Annotated in this window: 15 protein-coding genes and 1 tRNA gene; 9 read left to right on the top strand and 7 right to left on the bottom strand. The window is 38.8% G+C overall.

From position 1 onward, the window contains the following. The first annotated feature begins 41 nt into the window (after window positions 1-41). The 4 genes from PROVALCAL_RS08340 to PROVALCAL_RS08325 all read left to right on the top strand — a co-directional run bounded on the left by PROVALCAL_RS08340 (window position 42) and on the right by PROVALCAL_RS08325 (window position 3,961). A complete protein-coding gene (locus PROVALCAL_RS08340) occupies window positions 42-593 on the top strand; it encodes an NAD(P)H nitroreductase (RefSeq protein WP_006658755.1) in 552 nt (183 codons plus the stop codon). Between the two features lie 11 nt (window positions 594-604). After that, window positions 605-1,648, top strand: coding sequence for a selenide, water dikinase SelD (gene selD / locus PROVALCAL_RS08335; protein ID WP_006658754.1), 1,044 nt, complete (start codon window positions 605-607; stop codon window positions 1,646-1,648). A gap of 3 nt (window positions 1,649-1,651) precedes the next feature. Then, a complete protein-coding gene (locus PROVALCAL_RS08330; RefSeq protein WP_006658753.1) occupies window positions 1,652-3,595 on the top strand; it encodes a DNA topoisomerase III in 1,944 nt (647 codons plus the stop codon). 99 nt (window positions 3,596-3,694) lie between these two features. Beyond that, the gene (locus PROVALCAL_RS08325; protein ID WP_050788077.1) at window positions 3,695-3,961 is read left to right on the top strand and encodes a DJ-1/PfpI family protein; all 267 of its coding nucleotides are present in this window, start codon (window positions 3,695-3,697) and stop codon (window positions 3,959-3,961) included. A gap of 82 nt (window positions 3,962-4,043) precedes the next feature. On the opposite strand, the gene xthA is transcribed toward PROVALCAL_RS08325, so the two are convergent. Then, on the bottom strand, window positions 4,044-4,856 hold the full coding sequence (xthA, locus tag PROVALCAL_RS08320) for an exodeoxyribonuclease III (RefSeq protein ID WP_006658751.1): 813 nt from the start codon (window positions 4,854-4,856) through the stop codon (window positions 4,044-4,046). 456 nt (window positions 4,857-5,312) lie between these two features. On the opposite strand from xthA, the gene PROVALCAL_RS08315 reads away from it, so the two are divergent. After that, complete coding sequence (locus tag PROVALCAL_RS08315) at window positions 5,313-6,188, top strand: LysR family transcriptional regulator (protein ID WP_006658750.1); 876 nt, start codon at window positions 5,313-5,315, stop codon at window positions 6,186-6,188. 1 nt (window position 6,189) lies between these two features. Here PROVALCAL_RS08315 and PROVALCAL_RS08310 read toward each other — a convergent pair. The 3 genes from PROVALCAL_RS08310 to PROVALCAL_RS08300 form a co-directional block, all read right to left on the bottom strand. Beyond that, a tRNA-Tyr gene (locus PROVALCAL_RS08310) sits at window positions 6,190-6,274 on the bottom strand. A 159-nt stretch (window positions 6,275-6,433) separates the two neighbouring features. Next, window positions 6,434-7,282, bottom strand: coding sequence for a formyltetrahydrofolate deformylase (gene purU, locus PROVALCAL_RS08305; RefSeq protein ID WP_006658749.1), 849 nt, complete (start codon window positions 7,280-7,282; stop codon window positions 6,434-6,436). 89 nt (window positions 7,283-7,371) lie between these two features. After that, complete coding sequence (locus PROVALCAL_RS08300) at window positions 7,372-7,851, bottom strand: YchJ family protein (RefSeq protein ID WP_006661673.1); 480 nt, start codon at window positions 7,849-7,851, stop codon at window positions 7,372-7,374. Window positions 7,852-7,968: 117 nt separating this feature from the next. Between PROVALCAL_RS08300 and rssB the strand changes: the two genes are divergently transcribed. Continuing rightward, window positions 7,969-8,985 (top strand): two-component system response regulator RssB, encoded by a 1,017-nt coding sequence (rssB, locus tag PROVALCAL_RS08295; protein ID WP_006658747.1) that lies wholly within the window; start codon window positions 7,969-7,971, stop codon window positions 8,983-8,985. Window positions 8,986-9,142: 157 nt separating this feature from the next. Further along, complete coding sequence (gene galU, locus PROVALCAL_RS08290; RefSeq protein ID WP_006658746.1) at window positions 9,143-10,072, top strand: UTP--glucose-1-phosphate uridylyltransferase GalU; 930 nt, start codon at window positions 9,143-9,145, stop codon at window positions 10,070-10,072. Between the two features lie 366 nt (window positions 10,073-10,438). Here the strand turns inward: galU and hns are convergent, their stop codons facing one another. After that, window positions 10,439-10,849, bottom strand: coding sequence for a histone-like nucleoid-structuring protein H-NS (hns, locus tag PROVALCAL_RS08285; protein WP_006661675.1), 411 nt, complete (start codon window positions 10,847-10,849; stop codon window positions 10,439-10,441). Between the two features lie 525 nt (window positions 10,850-11,374). Between hns and PROVALCAL_RS08280 the strand changes: the two genes are divergently transcribed. Next, window positions 11,375-12,004, top strand: coding sequence for a thymidine kinase (locus PROVALCAL_RS08280; protein WP_006661676.1), 630 nt, complete (start codon window positions 11,375-11,377; stop codon window positions 12,002-12,004). Between the two features lie 637 nt (window positions 12,005-12,641). Here the strand turns inward: PROVALCAL_RS08280 and PROVALCAL_RS08275 are convergent. Both PROVALCAL_RS08275 and adhE read right to left on the bottom strand, forming a co-directional pair. Then, window positions 12,642-13,346, bottom strand: a complete 705-nt coding sequence (locus PROVALCAL_RS08275; RefSeq protein WP_006658743.1) for a fimbrial biogenesis chaperone — start codon at window positions 13,344-13,346, stop codon at window positions 12,642-12,644. A 488-nt stretch (window positions 13,347-13,834) separates the two neighbouring features. After that, window positions 13,835-16,495 carry a bifunctional acetaldehyde-CoA/alcohol dehydrogenase gene (gene adhE, locus PROVALCAL_RS08270; RefSeq protein ID WP_006661678.1) on the bottom strand — a complete coding sequence of 887 codons (2,661 nt, stop codon included), beginning with the start codon at window positions 16,493-16,495 and terminating at the stop codon, window positions 13,835-13,837. Window positions 16,496-16,992: 497 nt separating this feature from the next. Between adhE and PROVALCAL_RS08265 the strand changes: the two genes are divergently transcribed. Further along, on the top strand, window positions 16,993-17,637 hold the full coding sequence (locus PROVALCAL_RS08265) for a YchE family NAAT transporter (RefSeq protein WP_006658741.1): 645 nt from the start codon (window positions 16,993-16,995) through the stop codon (window positions 17,635-17,637). The last annotated feature ends 479 nt before the right edge of the window (window positions 17,638-18,116 follow it).

Below are 18,116 nucleotides of genomic sequence, written 5' to 3'. Positions count from 1 at the left end.
TGCTGTGCACTACATCAGCTTACTCTTAATCGGAGATCAATATGGATGCATTAACCCTTTTGTTGAACCGTCGTTCAGCTTCACGTTTAACCTCACCTGCGCCGCAAGGCGAACAACTCGAAAATATTCTTGCCGCTGGGATGAGAGCACCGGATCATGGCGCGTTAAAGCCATGGCATTTTGTTGTGATGCAAGATGAAGGAATTACCCGCTTTAGTCAGTTGCTCGAAAAAGCCGCAGTGGAAGGTAAACTTGGGGCAGAAGTGGAAGAAAAAGCGCGCAATGCACCATTTCGTGCACCTCTTATCATTACTGTCATTGCAAAAGTAAAAGATCACCCAAAAGTCCCTCAGTGGGAACAAATTGTTGCAGCAAGCTGTACGGTTCAAGCAATGCAGATGGCGGCGTTAGCACAAGGGTTTGGCGGTATCTGGCGTTCAGGTTCATGGACAGAAGATGCGATTGTGCGGGAAGGGTTAGGCTGTGAAGAGAATGACCATATTGTCGGCTTTCTTTACTTGGGAACGCCAGAATTAAAGGCACCTGCAAAAGCTCAGCAACCTGATATGACAGGTTTTGTGACATATTTCTAAAGAGATAGACAATGACAGAAAAAATTAGATTGACCCAATACAGTCACGGTGCAGGCTGTGGATGTAAAATCGCACCTAAAGTATTAGAACAAATTTTGCATACTGAGCAAGCTAAATTCCATGATCCCCATTTATTAGTGGGCAATGAAACCAAAGATGACGCGGCGGTTTATGACTTAGGTAATGGCATTGGTATTATCAGTACCACAGATTTCTTTATGCCAATCGTGGATAACCCATTTGAATTTGGACGCATTGCGGCGACTAATGCGATCAGTGATATTTTTGCGATGGGCGGAAAGCCGATTATGGCGATTGCCATTCTAGGTTGGCCTATTGCAAAATTGCCACCTGAAGTGGCGCGTGACGTGATTGAAGGTGGGCGTGCAGCATGTGCTGATGCGGGTATTTCATTAGCTGGCGGTCATTCCATTGATGCACCGGAACCTATTTTTGGTTTGGCGGTAACTGGGGTGGTAAATACAGATTATGTGAAGAAAAACAGTGCAGCGAGTGCAGATTGCGAATTGTTTTTAACTAAACCGCTTGGTATTGGCGTGTTGACCACCGCAGAGAAAAAAGGGGCTTTGGCACCCGAGCATGAGCATCTTGCTGCGGAAACTATGTGTCAGATGAATAAATTCGGCGCGGTTGTTGCACCATTAGACGGTGTGACTGCAATGACGGATGTGACCGGTTTTGGTTTACTTGGGCATTTAAGTGAAATTTGTGAAGGTTCAGGCGTTCGAGCTCAAATTGCCTTCAGTCAGGTGCCAAAATTAGCGGATGTTGAGAAATATATTGAAGCGGGCTGTGTACCAGGTGGTACTCAACGTAACTTTGATAGCTACGGTCACTTGATTGGTCCAATGAGCGACATGCAACGCAAATTGTTGTGTGATCCTCAAACCTCAGGTGGTTTGCTCATCGCGATTAAACCATCGGAAGTTACTAAAATTAAAGACATTGCACAGCAGCAAGGTGTTTTGTTACAGTCTATCGGGAAATTATTACCCCCACAGGACAATGTACCTTTAATTGAAGTGATAGATTAATCTATGCGTTTGTTTATTGCGGAAAAGCCCAGCCTTGCACGGGCAATTGCGGATGTACTGCCAAAACCCCATCGTAAAGGGGATGGCTTTATTCAATGTGGTGATGACCAAATGGTCACATGGTGCATTGGACATCTTTTAGAACAAGCAGAACCGGACGCTTATGATCCGCGCTATGCCCGTTGGAATTTGCAAGACTTGCCCATTATTCCTGAAAAATGGCAGTTGAAGCCTCGTTCCGCAGTAACCAAGCAACTAAATACTATCGATGCTCTCTTGAAGCAAGCGAGCGTCGTTGTTCATGCCGGAGACCCTGATCGAGAAGGGCAGCTGCTGGTGGATGAAGTCTTGGATTATTTCAAACTTGATCCGGAAAAGCGTAAAAATGTAAAACGTTGCTTAATTAACGATTTAAACCCTCAAGCTGTTGAGCGTGCTATCGACCGCTTGCGTGAAAACCGTGAATTTATTCCGTTATGCGTCTCTGCATTAGCCCGAGCTCGTGCTGATTGGCTGTATGGGATCAATATGACCCGTGCATATACGTTGTTGGGGCAACGAGGTGGCTATCAAGGTGTGCTTTCTGTTGGACGTGTTCAAACACCCGTCTTAGGTTTAGTCGTTAGACGTGATGAAGAAATAGAAAACTTTATTCCAAAAGATTTTTTTGAAGTCAAAGCACATATTGTGACACCGAAAGATGAGCGTTTTGTGGCAATTTGGCAGCCGAGTGAATCTTGCATCGATTTTCAAGATGAAGAAGGGCGTCTCATCCACCGTCCGTTAGCGGAACATGTGATTTCGCGTATTGAAGGAAAGCCGGCAATTGTCACGCAATATCAGGACAAAAAAGAGTCTGAAATTGCGCCGCTACCGTTTTCTTTATCCGCATTACAAATTGAAGCTGCCAAAAAATATGGACTGAGTGCCCAAGAGGTCCTCGATATTTGCCAAAAACTGTATGAAACCCATAAACTTATCACATATCCACGTTCAGATAGTCGCTATCTGCCTGATGAGCATTTTGCTGGGCGCCATGCCGTATTGAATGCAATTGCTGTACACCAACCCGAATTAACGGAGTTCGAATTACCTGAACTCGATAAGAAAAACCGTTGCTGGGATGACAAAAAAGTGGATGCGCACCATGCGATTATTCCAACAGCAAAAACGGCGGCGGTGCGTTTAACTGAAAATGAAAGCAATGTTTATCAACTGATTGCTCGTCAGTACATTATTCAATTTATGGCTGATGCGGTTTATCGCAAATGTACTATCGATTTAGATATCGAAAATGGCAAGTTCAATGCGAAAGCCCGTTTTCTTGCCAAAGCGGGTTGGCGCGTGGTATTAGGCAGCAAAGAACGTGATGCAGAAAACGATGGGATGCCATTGCCAATTGTGAAGAAAGGCGATGATCTTTTATGCGAAAAAGGGGAAGTGGTCGAACGACAGACCCAACCTCCACGACCATTTACGGATGCAACCTTATTATCCGCCATGACAGGTATTGCGCGTTTTGTACAAGATAAAGCATTAAAAAAAGTATTGCGTGAAACCGATGGTTTAGGGACCGAAGCGACCCGTGCAGGCATTATCGATCTACTCTTTAAGCGCCAGTTTCTCTTTAAAAAAGGGCGCTATATCCATGCTTCTCCCGCTGGGCGAGCGTTGATCCACGTTTTACCAGATATGGCGACACTACCTGATATGACTGCTCATTGGGAATCAAGACTCACGCAGATCAGTGAAAAGCAAACGCGCTATGATGATTTTATGCAACCGTTAAGCCAAACATTGATTAATTTGATTCAGCAAGCGAGACAATATACCAATCTTCGTGCATTTCGAGAACTACCGCCTCCGCCCAATGCAAAAGGAATGAAAAAGAGCTCGAAAAAAGCCTCTGGTGCCAGTAAAGCAAATAAATCTGCCTCATCAAAATAAGTGTTATCAGGCAATTCGTGTTTATCGCTAAAAGAGTTTGAAAAAGCGTTTTAGTAGTGACAAGGAGATGTTCCAAAAGCGCTTGTTAACCCTAACTTTTTGTCATCGTTCAATTTGGAACCATCAAGGCAGCATATAGGTTCTATTTGTTCAGGGGCATTCATTCTTCATGCGTTAAATCTATTACCCAAACGACAAGCCACAACTCATCGAGATGCAGAGGCGGCATTGAGCGCATTATCAGTAGAATTTATGGCGCAGCCATTTGTTTGTCATGGAAAGGTGGCGACAGCGGGAGGCTGTTTATCTGCACTTTATCTCGTGGGATGGTTAATCGATTTTAGCTTACACCAAGGACTGATGTAAAAAACGGCCAAGTGCAAAGCATAAGGTAAAAAGCTTTTAGGACAAAATCGTGCTGTCCTAAAAGCGAATAATTTTGTCGAGCTTATTTAGTCAGATCAAATTCAGCCCAAACAGGTGCATGGTCAGACGGTTTTTCCATTCCACGAATGTCGTAATCGATACCAGTGGCACGACAACGGCTTGCGAGCTTTTTAGACGCTAACAGAAGGTCAATACGCAGTCCTCGGTTATCATCAAAACCCTTGGAGCGATAATCAAACCAAGAATAACGGTCAGTGGTATCAGGATGCTGTTCACGGTAAGTGTCTACAAGCCCCCAACCCAGTAATCTCTCTAACCATTCACGCTCTTCAGGTAAGAATGAGCATTTACCTGTCTTTAACCAGCGTTTGCGGTTGACATCGCCAATACCAATATCTAGATCGGTTGGGCTGATATTCATATCACCCATGATGAGTAGTTGAGAATCTGCAGTTTGCGTTGATGTCACATAATCTTGTAGATCACGGTAAAATTTTTCTTTTGCTGGAAATTTGGTTGGGTGATCACGGCTTTCTCCTTGAGGGAAGTAGCCATTCACGACAGTGAGGATACCTTCATTAGTTTGGATATCCGCCATGATAATACGGCGCTGTGCTTCTTCATCGTCAGTAGGGAAGCCTTTTCTGACAGCGATTGGCTCATTTTTTAACAGTAATGCCACACCGTAGTGGGCTTTTTGTCCGTGATAATAAACATGGTAGCCTAATTTACTGACTTCCTCGTAAGGGAACATATCGTCATGGACTTTCGTCTCTTGTAACCCGATCACTTCAGGTTGATGCTTTTCGATAATCGCTTCCAGTTGATGAGGACGTGCTCTTAGACCATTAATGTTGAACGAAATAAATTTCATGGTTACTTATCACCCATTGCTTTAAATATGATTGAAGAGATTCTAGCAGAAGCTAACAATAGTGTAACTATTAAATATTTTTTGTTTATATAATTGCCCATAATTTATTAGTGAATTTTAATTTTTGATAATAATATATCTATAGATGCTAATTAAAAAATGTTTGTTAGTTTTATAATTAACTACCTAAAAGTTCATTTAAAGTCAGTTGGTTATTTATATTTTAATGTGATTTAATGGTGGGGCAATAAAAAATAATCAAATGAAACAGTATAATATATTGCTTTGCTATGTTGGAAAATATAAAAATACTTTTATGAAATATTGTTAACCATCAAATGAAAAAATTTATTTAAATTTTTATTTGGTGTTCGAGATTATGGGTTAATCAACATATTGTTATTTAAAAATAATTATGTTGGTTTACATTTCAATAAATAGAATGGGGTCATAGATATGTTCTTTTCAAGAAAATTAGAGGCGTTTATGGCAGTTGTTGAGAATGGCTCGCTAAGCAAGGCTGCAAGGGTGATGAACCGCACGACACCCCCCATCGCAAAATCCATAAAAGACTTTGAAACGAGTTTGGGTAAACGGCTTTTTAAAAGAGAAAAATTTGGAATGACATTAACTAAGGATGGCCAAGAACTTTATAATGATCTCAGAGATCTTTACCTACAGGAAAAAGAAATAACAAAGAAACACTTTTCTGGTTACATCGTTAATGAAGCCAATATTTATTATGACTGGGGGAAGGAAAATCATTTAATTAATTTGTATCAAGCCGCACATAAAAATAATGTTCAGGTTAATATATTAAGATTTAACTATGATGAGGTAGATGAAATTGTCGACTATGATGGAAATACTTTAATTTTAAGTTCTGAATTAGTTATCAGTGAAAGATTTTCATTGCAAAAAAAAATAGAGAATGCGCCGTTAGGTATTTATTGCAGAAAAGAGTTATATGAAAAATTCAATCATGACGTAGTGGTATTGCTTCAACAAAGTACTTGGTTATGCGATCCGTCATTTTACAAGAGCTCACTAATGAGTGATTTGTTGGCAAAAGTTGAGACTGCTGAAAGTAAATCCAGTATCCGACAGATGGACAATATTGGATGTTGCCAAAGTTTTATTCAAGATGGGGATTTTCTTGGAATCATTGACCACTATCCTGAGGATGAATTGATCGACAGATCACTGATTTATGTGTCACTAAACGGGATTTTGGATAAAAGTGATTGTTACATTTATAAATCAAAGTCACATTCAAGTGTGTTAAATCGATTTATTGGTGTTGTAGATAAACTTGGAAAAGAGACTGCTTAGATGGTGGTGGGAGAAGGATTCGAACCTTCGAAGTCTGTGACGGCAGATTTACAGTCTGCTCCCTTTGGCCGCTTGGGTATCCCACCAGATTTTGAATTGCTGTAATCGTTCACAGCGGGCGGCATCATATCAAATGACGCGCCCCTGTAAAGTATTAATTGAAAAAAAATATCTGAATGCTGGATTTTTAATCTTAACGCATGATAAATCAACAAATTAATGTAATTAATAACTGAAATGCTCTGTTATAAAATAATTGTCCGATTACCGTAAACAAAGACACGTTGTGCGAGAACCCAGTATAAGGCATGGCTCAGCACGTTTTTTTCAACATCACGACCAGCGCGCATCATATCATCCGCAGTGAAAGTATGATCTACGTTGATAACGTTTTGCGTGATGATAGGGCCTTCATCTAAATTATCATTCACAAAGTGGGCTGTCGCCCCAATGATTTTCACACCGCGCTCATAGGCTTGGTGATAAGGACGTGCACCAATGAATGCAGGTAAGAATGAATGATGAATATTAATAATTTGGTTTGGATAGCGCTGAACGAAGGCAGGTGTTAGTACACGCATATATTTTGCCAGTACAACATAGTCAGGTTGGTACTGATCAATCTGAGCAGTTAATTTCTCGTCATGTTGATCACGAGTTAATCCTTCGTGGCTGATATGATGGAAAGGAATGCCAAATTGTTCGACAAGATTTTTTAGCGTGTCGTGGTTGCCAATAACGGCGGCAATTTCCACATCTAACCCATCATAAGCACTCTTCATGAGGAGATCACCAAGACAGTGAGCTTCTTTGGTAACCATAACGACAATGCGGCGGCGTCCCGCAGAGTTTAATTCACGCTTAGAACCTTCTGGCAACGCATCATCTAAATCTGCTAGCAATGTTTCGTCGTTAAAAATGCCTTCCAGTTCCGTTCTCATAAAAAAACGACCAGTGCGGTGATCGACAAATTCATTATTTTGGATAATGTTAAGCTGGTGTTTGTAGCAGATATTGGTAATTTTGGCGATTAATCCCTTAGCATCAGGGCAAATAGTTCTGAGAATTTTTTTCTGTACGTTTTTGTGTTGCATGGAACTGCCTAATCCTTAACTAACAAAAGTCCAATAATTTAGACTCATCGTAATATGTGCAAAGAATATGCGAATTGATAAACAGAGAATTAATAACTATCGCAGCACTTCTTGAATTTTTTTCCTGAGCCGCATGGGCAGTTATCATTACGCCCAACTTTTGGTGTTATTCCATCAATGTAATACCACTGTGCATCAATGCGAAGAAAACGGGAACGTTCGTGAATAAGCTGTTTATGATCAGCTTTTTCATCAATAAAGCAAGCCGAAAATTCGACATAAGCTTCGTCAGGATTTTTAGCATGAGAAGAACTAATGACACGCAGTCCTAGCCATTCAGTTTGTTCAAAACTTTCTACGATAGCATCGCGCCACTCTTGTGCTTGGCAATCTGGGTGCCATGTTTTAATGAGGTAATCTGCATCTCGGTGAACATAAGCACTGTATCGTGAGCGCATTAATTGCTCTGGAGTTTCAGCAATAGTCTGCCCAGATATCAGCGGAGAGCAGCATTGGTCAAACGGCAGAGGATGACCGCAACTACAATTATTTTTTAAAGATTGGTTCATTCTTTTCTCGATAAAATAACTATACTTAAAAAATATAGTCGTTAATGATTTTGCGATATAACTATTGTTGTCACAATATATGACTTATTAAACCAGGGTAGTCGTGGTAGGTATGATATGAAAAATAGAAAAATACTCATAGTTGAAGATGAAAAAATTTTTTGTACTATTCTTCGTGAATACCTCGAAAGTTTAGAAACCGACGTCTATATCGCGGATAATGGTGCGCTTGCACTTGAACTGATCACGCAACAGCAGGTGAAACCTGATGTGATTTTATGTGACCTAAATATGCCCGTCATGAACGGGGAAGCGTTTATGGCAGAACTGGTAGAACGCAATATTAATGTGCCAGTGATTGTCATATCAGCAACGACGGATTTTACTCAATTGGATCGCATGTTTCGCCTTGGAGCGAAAGATGCACTATTGAAGCCGATAAAAAATCTTGATGAAGTCAAAGTGACGATCCATGCGGCGTTGTATCCTGAACAATATGATCCCGAAGCATTGATTGAGAATGAAATACAAAATATTTCGAATATTCTAAATAATGACAAGCTGGATATGTTGGCCATTTTAAAACAGTTGCAACCTCCCGTTGTACAGGTCATTAATGGCTATAAGATAAACTATAGACAATTAAATGAAGCGAATCGTTTTGGTTTACTGTTGGATATTGCAGCAATATCAGAAGAACAAATTGGCTTTTATTGTATCGATATAGAGCGTTCTCCGCATGAAGGTATCATGGCGGCTTTTTTAATTAGAGTGGTATTTAATGATTTGCTCAAGAGCGCAGTAAATAACCGAGATAAAAAATTGCCTCAAATTGATAACATTATTAACCAAATAAATCATCTACTTGAAGAGTCAGGTTTTTCAGGTCAGTTTCCTTTGCTGCTTGGTTACTTTAATACTAAGTCCAAAAGTGTGATTTTGGCGAGTGCAGGGCTCGAAGCTGATATTACCACGGGGAATGAGCACTACCACTTAGCGCGCAACATTCCATTGGGCACCTTGAAAACATACCATTCAAATCGATTAGATTTTCAAGGTGAGAATTGGAGATGTCTTATTCATAATTCGAATCAAAAAATTAAGCTGATGTTTAATCCTGATGCTCAGAAATAATGCATGTATTTAATGAATATGGGTTCTATTTATCTTAAATGGGGCTATCTCTATTTATTCAATAATGAATCCTGATATACTGGCGCGCACTAAAAACGCACCAGTATAGTTTATTGACAAGATAAATGGTGCTTATTAAATTTTCGGAGTTCTCAAGATGATCAAACGCAAGGTGCGTAAAGCGGTAATCCCTGTAGCGGGTTTAGGAACACGGATGCTTCCTGCAACGAAAGCGATCCCGAAAGAGATGTTACCTGTTGTGGATAAGCCTTTAATCCAATATGTAGTTAATGAGTGTATTGCTGCTGGGATTAATGAAATTGTGTTAGTAACACACTCATCTAAAAATTCTATTGAAAACCACTTCGATACGAGCTTTGAACTTGAAGCTATCTTAGAAGCGCGTGTGAAACGCCAACTGTTGGATGAGGTTAAGTCTATTTGTCCAAGCCATGTGACGATTATGCAAACGCGCCAAGGTATTGCTAAAGGTTTGGGACATGCGATTCTATGTGCTAAGCCATTAGTGGGTAACGAACCTTTTGCCGTCATTCTTCCTGACGTTATTTTAGATCGCTACAGCACCGATTTAACGAAGTTCAATCTTAAAGAGATGTTAGAACATTATGAAACAACAGGAGCTAGCCAAATTTTAGTTGAGCCAGTACCAGAAGAAGATGTTTCTAACTATGGGATTGTGGATTGTAATGGTGTGACATTACAACCAGGCGATAGTAAACCTATTTCTCGTATGGTTGAAAAACCTAAGCGTGATGAAGCGCCATCAAATTTATCAATTGTAGGGCGTTATGTATTATCTGAAAAAATTTGGGATGCATTGGCAAAAACTGCCCCAGGTGCTGGCGACGAAATTCAATTAACAGATGCCATCGCTTTAATGATGGAAAATAAAGAACCTGTTGAAGCTTACCACTTATGTGGTAAAAGCCATGACTGCGGAAATAAATTAGGTTACATGAAAGCCTTCGTAGAATATGGCATGCAACACGATACGTTAGGAAATGATTTTTCCGCATGGATTCAAGAGTTAGCCGCTAATTTAGATACTACTGCGAAATCTAATTAATAGATAAACTCCCTTTATGCGTATAAAAAGCTAACCAAAATGGTTAGCTTTTTTTATACAAATCTATAAAGGGAGTATTCGGATTTTAAGTGTCATTAAATGTCAGTGATATAATATAAATCTATAACACCTGTGTCGCGTGTGAATTAATTAGCGTAAGACCTATCAAGGAGAGTTCAAGAATTTTATCTGATGAGATTACGTAACTTTACTTTAACGCTATATTTTATTTTGTACTATTATTTTTGATTAGCGCTGGATGAAGAAAAACGGATTAGGAAAGATGAAGGATGGATAATATTGGGGTTGTTATAAATAAAAACACCCTTATAAAAAGGGTGTTTAGAATTTGAAAGGTTGTTAATCTTAGATTAAGAAATCGTCTAAAGATTTACCTTGTTCTTCGATTGCAACTTTAATTACTGCTGGAGTACGACCTTGGCCTGTCCAAGTTTTAGTTTCGCCGTTCTCATCAACATATTTATATTTTGCTGGACGAGCTGCACGTTTAGCGCGGGTGCTAGTGCTTTTACCTGAATCCATAGTTTGCAGAAGGTCATTTAAATCTACGCCTTGTTCTAAAATCATTTCGCGAACTTTTTCTAGTTTACGATTACGTTCTTCGACTTCAGCGCGAGCTTGGCTTTCTTCTTCACGACGCTCATCAACAACGACGGTTAATTTTTCCAGCATTTCTTCTAAAGATTCTAAAGTAACTTCACGTGCTTGAGCACGAAGAGTACGGATGTTATTTAAGGCTTTTAATGATTCGCTCATTTTCCTGGTCTCAATTTTATATGTTGGCATGTGTACAGTAATAATAGAGTGCTATTTTAAATTCTGCAATAGCTAAATTACTTTCGTAGTTTAAAAGTTATCTTTAACGAATGCAATTTTTTTACAAAAGAATTATAAAAATTTTCGTTGCTATAAATTTCGCTATTATCAATAACGGAACTAATGAAAAAAGGTAATTAGGAAATGCCAATAAAATTTATATTAATAGGCTCATGATAAGCATTACCTTTTGTTTGGGGATGTATCAATGGATGTCTTTAACGTAAATTTTCTTTTTTTGACATAATAAAATTAGCAATATGTGCCAATGGCTATACCAAGGAAAGTTAATATCAGTTTGAGATTAATTGTCTAGCACACAAAAAGAATGTGACTTAAAGTCACTAATTTAACATAGTGATGGGCGGAAATTCATACACTTACTTATCAGCATAGAGTTTCAGTTAATCTTAAAATGCCTTTATGCTAAAATATTCTGAAACATTATTTTTAGGAAACCGCCCAATGGCACAGCTCTACTTCTATTATTCTGCAATGAATGCAGGTAAATCGACTTCATTATTACAATCTTCCTATAACTACCACGAACGTGGAATGCGTACTTTGATTTTTACCGCTGAAATTGATAATCGTTTTAGTCATGGCAAGGTGTCTTCTCGGATAGGGTTATCTGCAGATGCGTTATTATTTTCGCCTATAACGGATATGGCGGAAATTATCAAAAATGAAAATAGTGTTCAGAAAGTACATTGTGTGCTTATTGACGAATGCCAATTTTTGACAAAACAGCAAGTAGAACAATTATGTGATGTAGTCGATAATTTAGACATTCCAGTGCTTTGCTATGGTTTGCGTACGGATTTTTCTGGGGAATTGTTTGCAGGAAGTCAGTATTTATTAGCGTGGGCAGATAAATTAGTTGAGTTAAAAACCGTCTGTTATTGCGGGCGTAAGGCAAATAAAGTTTTACGCATTGGTGGTGATGGTATACCAGTATATGAAGGAGCACAGGTGGATATTGGTGGAAATGAAAAGTATATCTCAGTCTGTCGCAAACATTACTCCGATGCTATCAAACAAGCTCAATTAATGAATAGTGGCGCGATAGAGAAAACACCGTTTAACTTCAAATAAATGAAGATTAAGATTAATTAGGCATATAGTTTACAAATAGGAATATCAGGTTATTAAGACATTTTTGTCAAATAAGGTAAATAAATTAATAAAATACTCAATCTACTTGTAGTTAATAATGGTTCGTAACAAAAAAAAGTTTAAAACGGATTGAATAAAATTTGATAAGCCTCATGTTTTTAACATGGGGCTTTTTAGTGGATTAATTTTATACATGAACACATTATCCTATAATCAAAAAATGCAAATGTGCTTAAATGGTAGCGCGTAATGAAATTTAACATCTCAAATCTTAAAAACGACAAGTTTTTATTATTGTTTCTTTGCTTTGGAATACGCCTACGGTAATAGGAATATAAGGTAGGGTTGATTATATGCTCATGGCAGTGAAACGAAGACTAATGAAAAGAGCATTGACTGGAATAAAATCGACTGCTTTTGTTCATAAGGTGACAACGAGATTATAACGTCTAGCCATTTCTTCATGTTTCCATTTAGCTAGGGGAAGCTAAGGTAACTGTGAATGTCCTCTCTGTACTATCTTTCCTCATCGATACGCTGTTGTCACGGGCTAGTGGATGTAGTTGAGTTAGCTATCATTCATCGCTTTTTATCCAGGCTGAACGCGTTTAATGCCTTATTCAGTGACAATAGCTGGTAGGTAAGTGAACTCGTCGGAAAGCCCACCAAAATCATTAATCATTTGCCATTGAGCTTGGAAAATATTTCCTTGAATATTGGGTATTTCTGTATCACTAAATGATGCCAATATCAGGCTTTTATTATAGTTTTTCTGGTTATATTTAATATTTACAACAGTTAGATAGTAAGGTGTTGGATTATTAAATTTCCACATTTTTTGTTGTTGGTGAAGAGTCACTCGCTGGAAAATATGGCTATTGGGAGCACTGAGATGACTAGGTCGATAAAATACTTTAATGAAGATGTTGGTGACAAACGTGGGTTTAGTCTTATTTGCTCGCTCTCGAAGGTGTTTTTCTGCTGGAATAGCGCGTGTATTTAAAAAGAAAAGAGATTCTCTATCGGCTGGTAATTCACTGTTATTTTTTAATAATACGCGAGCGCTAGACTGATTGTTTGCTTCTAATCGAAATAAGTAGGGGGTAACCAAAAAATAAGGTGACTTCGTACCTTCAATTTGTTCAGTCACGGTAGCCTGAATGAAATAGGGGATTGAATCCCCATTAATCACCGTGAATGTGGTGGAGGGGTGATCACTGTTTAATATTAATCTTGTTGGTTCCAGACGTAAGCCCACGCTGTAGGCTGAAAAGCTCAAGCACAGTAAAATTAAATAGGTAAAATCAGCCAGTTTTTTCATATCAATTTATGTCGTCCCGAGAAAAGAAAAGGTCATGGTTGATTGAAAAGAGTTCATTTATAGACTCATGTTTTTCTGGATGGGACTTAACATAAATATAAAAGGTTTTATGAAATTGATCCTTATTGGTGCTTTACTAAGCATTTCAACTGTTTTCAATAAAGTGACTCAAGTTAGCTGATACCGCAGCGTGGTTATATTTCGGAAATACATATACCAAGGTTTATATTTGGGTTATCAATAAGTCTGATGAGACCAACCTAATTTATAGGTGATATTCTAACGACGGTATTGTGGAATAAACGAATGCTGCAATGAGAGAAGACGACTGCTTAGACAAATAATCGTAAGGTGGTTAGGGCGGTGATTTTATCATATATCCATCTTTGGGATGTTTGAATAAAGATAAAGGCTCCAAAAGCGTTAGGGGGATCCTAAATCTTTTGAAGCCTTTTTATCGATTAATGGCTATACCATTAGAATGCTAACTATTTTTTCGTGCTTTTCTTTTCTGCTTTAGGTGCAGCAAGTTCTGCGCCTTTTTCAGTAAATTCACGTCCGTAGTAAGAATCCAGTAACAGTTGTTTGATTTCAGAGATCAGCGGGTAACGTGGGTTAGCTCCAGTACATTGGTCATCAAACGCATCTTCAGACAATTTATCTAAATGAGCTAAGAAGTCCGCTTCGGCAACACCAGCTTCACGAATAGATTTAGGAATACCTAAATCCGCTTTCATCTCTTCTAGCCAAGCAAGTAGACGTTCAATTTTCTCACCTGTACGGTCGCCTGCTTTGGTCAATCCTAAGTGATCAGCAATCTCAGCATATTGACGACGAGCTTGAGGGCGATCGTATTGGCTGAATGCTGTTTGCTTAGTTGGGTTATCATTTGCGTTGAAACGAATAACGTTACAAATCAATAGGGCATTAGCTAAACCATGTGGAATATGGAATTCAGACCCCAATTTATGTGCCATGGAGTGACAAACTCCTAAGAAGGCGTTGGCAAATGCAATACCCGCTAATGTTGCTGCATTATGAACCCGCTCTCTTGCTACAGGGTTTTTCGCCCCTTCATGGTAGCTTGCTGGCAGATAATCTTTTAACAGGCTTAGTGCTTTCAATGCTTGACCGTCAGAGAATTCATTCGCCAGTACAGAAACATAAGATTCCAGGGCATGAGTCACGGCATCTAACCCACCAAATGCAGTTAGCGATTTAGGCATGTTCATGACTAAGTTTGCATCAACAATCGCCATATTTGGTGTTAATGCGTAGTCTGCTAATGGGTATTTTTGACCTGTTTTATCATCAGTCACAACGGCAAATGGTGTAACTTCAGAACCTGTACCTGACGTGGTTGTAATCGCCACTAATTTTGCTTTTACGCCCATTTTCGGGAATTTATGAATACGTTTACGGATATCCATAAAGCGTAACGCTAATTCTTCAAAGTGAGTTTCTGGGTGCTCGTACATGACCCACATGATCTTAGCGGCATCCATTGGGGAACCACCACCTAATGCGATGATCACATCCGGTTGGAATGCTTGCATTTGAGCTGCGCCTTTACGTACAACAGACAAGGTAGGATCCGCTTCTACTTCAAAGAAAACATCCGTTTCAATATGGTGTTTTTTCAGCACATCAACAATTTCATCGACATAACCATTATTGAATAAATAGCCATCGGTGACGATAAAGGCGCGTTTTGCACCATCAGTGGCTATCTCTTCTAAAGCAATAGGAAGACATCCACGGCGGAAATAGATTGAATTAGGGAGTTTATGCCACAACATATTTTCAGCTCTTTTTGCCACGGTTTTCTTGTTGATTAAGTGTTTTGGTCCTACGTTTTCGGAGATAGAGTTACCTCCCCAAGAACCACAACCCAAGGTTAAGGATGGTGCTAACTTAAAGTTATACAGGTCACCGATACCGCCTTGAGATGCTGGGGTATTAATCAAAATACGTGCCGTTTTCATTTTTTCGCCAAAATAGCTTACTCGAGCATGTTGGTTATCTTGGTCAGTGTAGAGGCAAGACGTATGACCAATACCGCCCATTTCAACTAATTGTTCTGCTTTTTCCACTGCATCTTCAAAGTTTTTAGCACGATACATTGCTAAAAGTGGAGAAAGTTTTTCATGGGCAAAAGGCTCTGATTCATCAATGAGTTTTACCTCGCCAATCAGAATTTTGGTGGTTTCAGGAACGACAATACCTGCCATTTCTGCAATTTTAAATGCTGGTTGACCCACGATTGCTGCATTTAGGTTACCATCTTTTAAAATAATATTTTGGACAGCTTTGAGTTCTTTACCTTGTAGTAGGTAACCGCCATGGGTAGCAAAGCGCTCACGAACTTGATCATAAACTGCATCAACCACGACAACTGACTGCTCAGATGCGCAAATTACACCATTATCAAAAGTTTTTGACATCAAGATAGACGCAACGGCACGTTTGATATCGGCGGTTTCATCAATAACAACAGGGGTGTTACCTGCGCCTACACCAATAGCGGGTTTACCTGAGCTGTATGCTGCTTTCACCATGCCCGGACCACCGGTTGCTAAGATTAGGTTAATATCTGGGTGATGCATTAATGCGTTAGACAGCTCGACTGATGGGGAATCAATCCAACCGATGATATCTTTTGGTGCACCAGCTTCAATCGCTGCATTTAATACGATTTCTGCCGCACGGTTAGTCGCAATTTTAGCACGCGGATGTGGAGAAAAAATAATCGCATTACGAGTTTTTAAGCTAATTAAAGATTTAAAAATGGCAGTAGACGTTGGGTTTGTTGTTGGGACAATACCGCAGATAATGCCAATAGGTTCAGCAATAGTAATGGTGCCAAAGGTTGGGTCTTCAGACAGAATGCCACAGGTTTTTTCGTCTTTATACGCGTTATAGATATACTCAGAAGCGAAGTGGTTTTTAATCACTTTATCTTCCACAATACCCATACCTGATTCTTCAACGGCTAGTTTAGCTAATGGAATTCGAGCATCAGCCGCAGCGAGAGCCGCAGCGCGGAAAATACGGTCGACTTTTTCTTGAGAGAAGCTGGCAAATTCACGTTGAGCTTTTTTGACACGAGCAACGAGTTCATTGAGTTCGGTAACATTAGTTACGGACATATAGATTACTCCTGATAAAGTTAAAATTTTTAAGCCAATGAGCAAAGCATCTAAAAAAAGCTGTTGTAACAAGACCACCTAAAACAACAGTATAGATAAACTTAACAATAATGCGTTTCACTCATGCTAATTGGCTTATAAATCTCAGATAAATAGCTCAAAAAGTAAAAATTAACTGATTCATAATAACGTTTATTAGTTAAGAACAGATTAACAAAAAGGGGAATTAATAAAGTGATCTAAATCACAAAATATGCAAGCTGACTCCTTTCAGCATGGCATTTTTACGTTTTAGTAGAAATTGCAAAAAAAGGATTAATGAATCGCTAAAAATGGGTGAATAAAACGTCGATTTTTGAGTGGTGAGACAACCTGCAATAAATAATTCTATTAAGATGCACAAAATTGTTCTTTAACTAAGGATTTTAGTCATTTCAGTGATAAAATTAATTCAGGTAAGCGTTTCTTGTTTAAGAATTTTATGAGGGTATTAATGGGTGAGCGCAACATTACTTGATTTATCAGGCTATATTAAATTTTTTATTGGTCTATTTGCGTTAGTAAACCCGGTTGGTATCCTACCTGTGTTTATTAGTATGACAAACTACCAAACTATCGCGAGCCGTAATCGAACAAATACAATAGCCAACTCATCAGTGGCAATTATTTTATGTACGTCTTTACTGGTTGGTGACTCAATATTACAGCTGTTTGGCATCTCAATTGATTCGTTCCGTATCGCGGGGGGAATACTAATTGTTACTATCGCTTTATCGATGATCAGCGGTAAAATTGGTGAAGATAAACAAAACAAACAAGAAAAAACCGAAACAGCAGTGCGCGATAGCATTGGTGTGGTTCCATTAGCTCTTCCGTTAATGGCGGGACCCGGTGCAATCAGTTCATGTATCGTGTGGTCTTCACGATGGACAGGGTGGCAAAATTTTATTGGATTAGCGTTAACCAGTATTTTATTTGCTTTCTGTTGTTGGTTGCTGTTCCGTTCGGCATCTTTATTGGTTCGTTATTTAGGGCAGACAGGTATTAACGTCGTCACCCGTATTATGGGGTTATTATTAATGTCATTAGGTATCGAAATTGCTGTAACGGGTGTGAAAGCAATATTTCCAGGTCTTTTATAACTCATTGTATTTAGCCGTCTATCGGGACGGCTATTCCTGCCTCTCTTTTATTACACATCATCATCTCATCTCAATCGACAATATCCATTTAATTTTTTTGAGTTACTCAAGATGTTCGAAATAGTTCCTCTGCACGATAAATATAAAATGTGATTATGTGCCGCACTTTTTGCAAATATAGGAATAAAAAGTAAGGAAATGTGAGCTGCGTAAAGTTATTCACTATTCTCATTGGAGATTGTTAATGATATGTTTGGATTATTGTCATTGCAGGTCTTAAGTATTATTTAAGGTGTTTTTTATCTGATTGTTTTATTTGTTTATTTTTATTGTTACGTACATTTTAGTTATTCTGATGATGATTTAATGCTCGAAATGTTAAGTGTATGTGATTTTTTGCGGCTTTTTTTTATATGCCTTTTGTATAAATTAAAGTCAGTAAGGGCGTTTTTGGGAGGTTAAAGTAAAAAAGTTATTAG

This window comes from Providencia alcalifaciens DSM 30120 (assembly GCF_000173415.1).
Taxonomy (GTDB): Bacteria; Pseudomonadota; Gammaproteobacteria; order Enterobacterales; family Enterobacteriaceae; genus Providencia; species Providencia alcalifaciens.
The sequence above is the reverse complement of the archived record's forward strand: the minus strand, read 5'-3'. Positions and strand labels throughout refer to the sequence as shown.

Coding starts and splice junctions, on each gene's coding strand:
- PROVALCAL_RS08340 (WP_006658755.1), top strand. CDS start 42: ATGGATGCATTAACCCTTTTGTTGAACCGTCGTTCAGCTTCACGTTTA.
- selD (WP_006658754.1), top strand. CDS start 605: ATGACAGAAAAAATTAGATTGACCCAATACAGTCACGGTGCAGGCTGT.
- PROVALCAL_RS08330 (WP_006658753.1), top strand. CDS start 1,652: ATGCGTTTGTTTATTGCGGAAAAGCCCAGCCTTGCACGGGCAATTGCG.
- xthA (WP_006658751.1), bottom strand. CDS start 4,856: ATGAAATTTATTTCGTTCAACATTAATGGTCTAAGAGCACGTCCTCAT.
- PROVALCAL_RS08315 (WP_006658750.1), top strand. CDS start 5,313: ATGTTCTTTTCAAGAAAATTAGAGGCGTTTATGGCAGTTGTTGAGAAT.
- purU (WP_006658749.1), bottom strand. CDS start 7,282: ATGCAACACAAAAACGTACAGAAAAAAATTCTCAGAACTATTTGCCCT.
- PROVALCAL_RS08300 (WP_006661673.1), bottom strand. CDS start 7,851: ATGAACCAATCTTTAAAAAATAATTGTAGTTGCGGTCATCCTCTGCCG.
- rssB (WP_006658747.1), top strand. CDS start 7,969: ATGAAAAATAGAAAAATACTCATAGTTGAAGATGAAAAAATTTTTTGT.
- galU (WP_006658746.1), top strand. CDS start 9,143: ATGATCAAACGCAAGGTGCGTAAAGCGGTAATCCCTGTAGCGGGTTTA.
- hns (WP_006661675.1), bottom strand. CDS start 10,849: ATGAGCGAATCATTAAAAGCCTTAAATAACATCCGTACTCTTCGTGCT.
- PROVALCAL_RS08280 (WP_006661676.1), top strand. CDS start 11,375: ATGGCACAGCTCTACTTCTATTATTCTGCAATGAATGCAGGTAAATCG.
- PROVALCAL_RS08275 (WP_006658743.1), bottom strand. CDS start 13,346: ATGAAAAAACTGGCTGATTTTACCTATTTAATTTTACTGTGCTTGAGC.
- adhE (WP_006661678.1), bottom strand. CDS start 16,495: ATGTCCGTAACTAATGTTACCGAACTCAATGAACTCGTTGCTCGTGTC.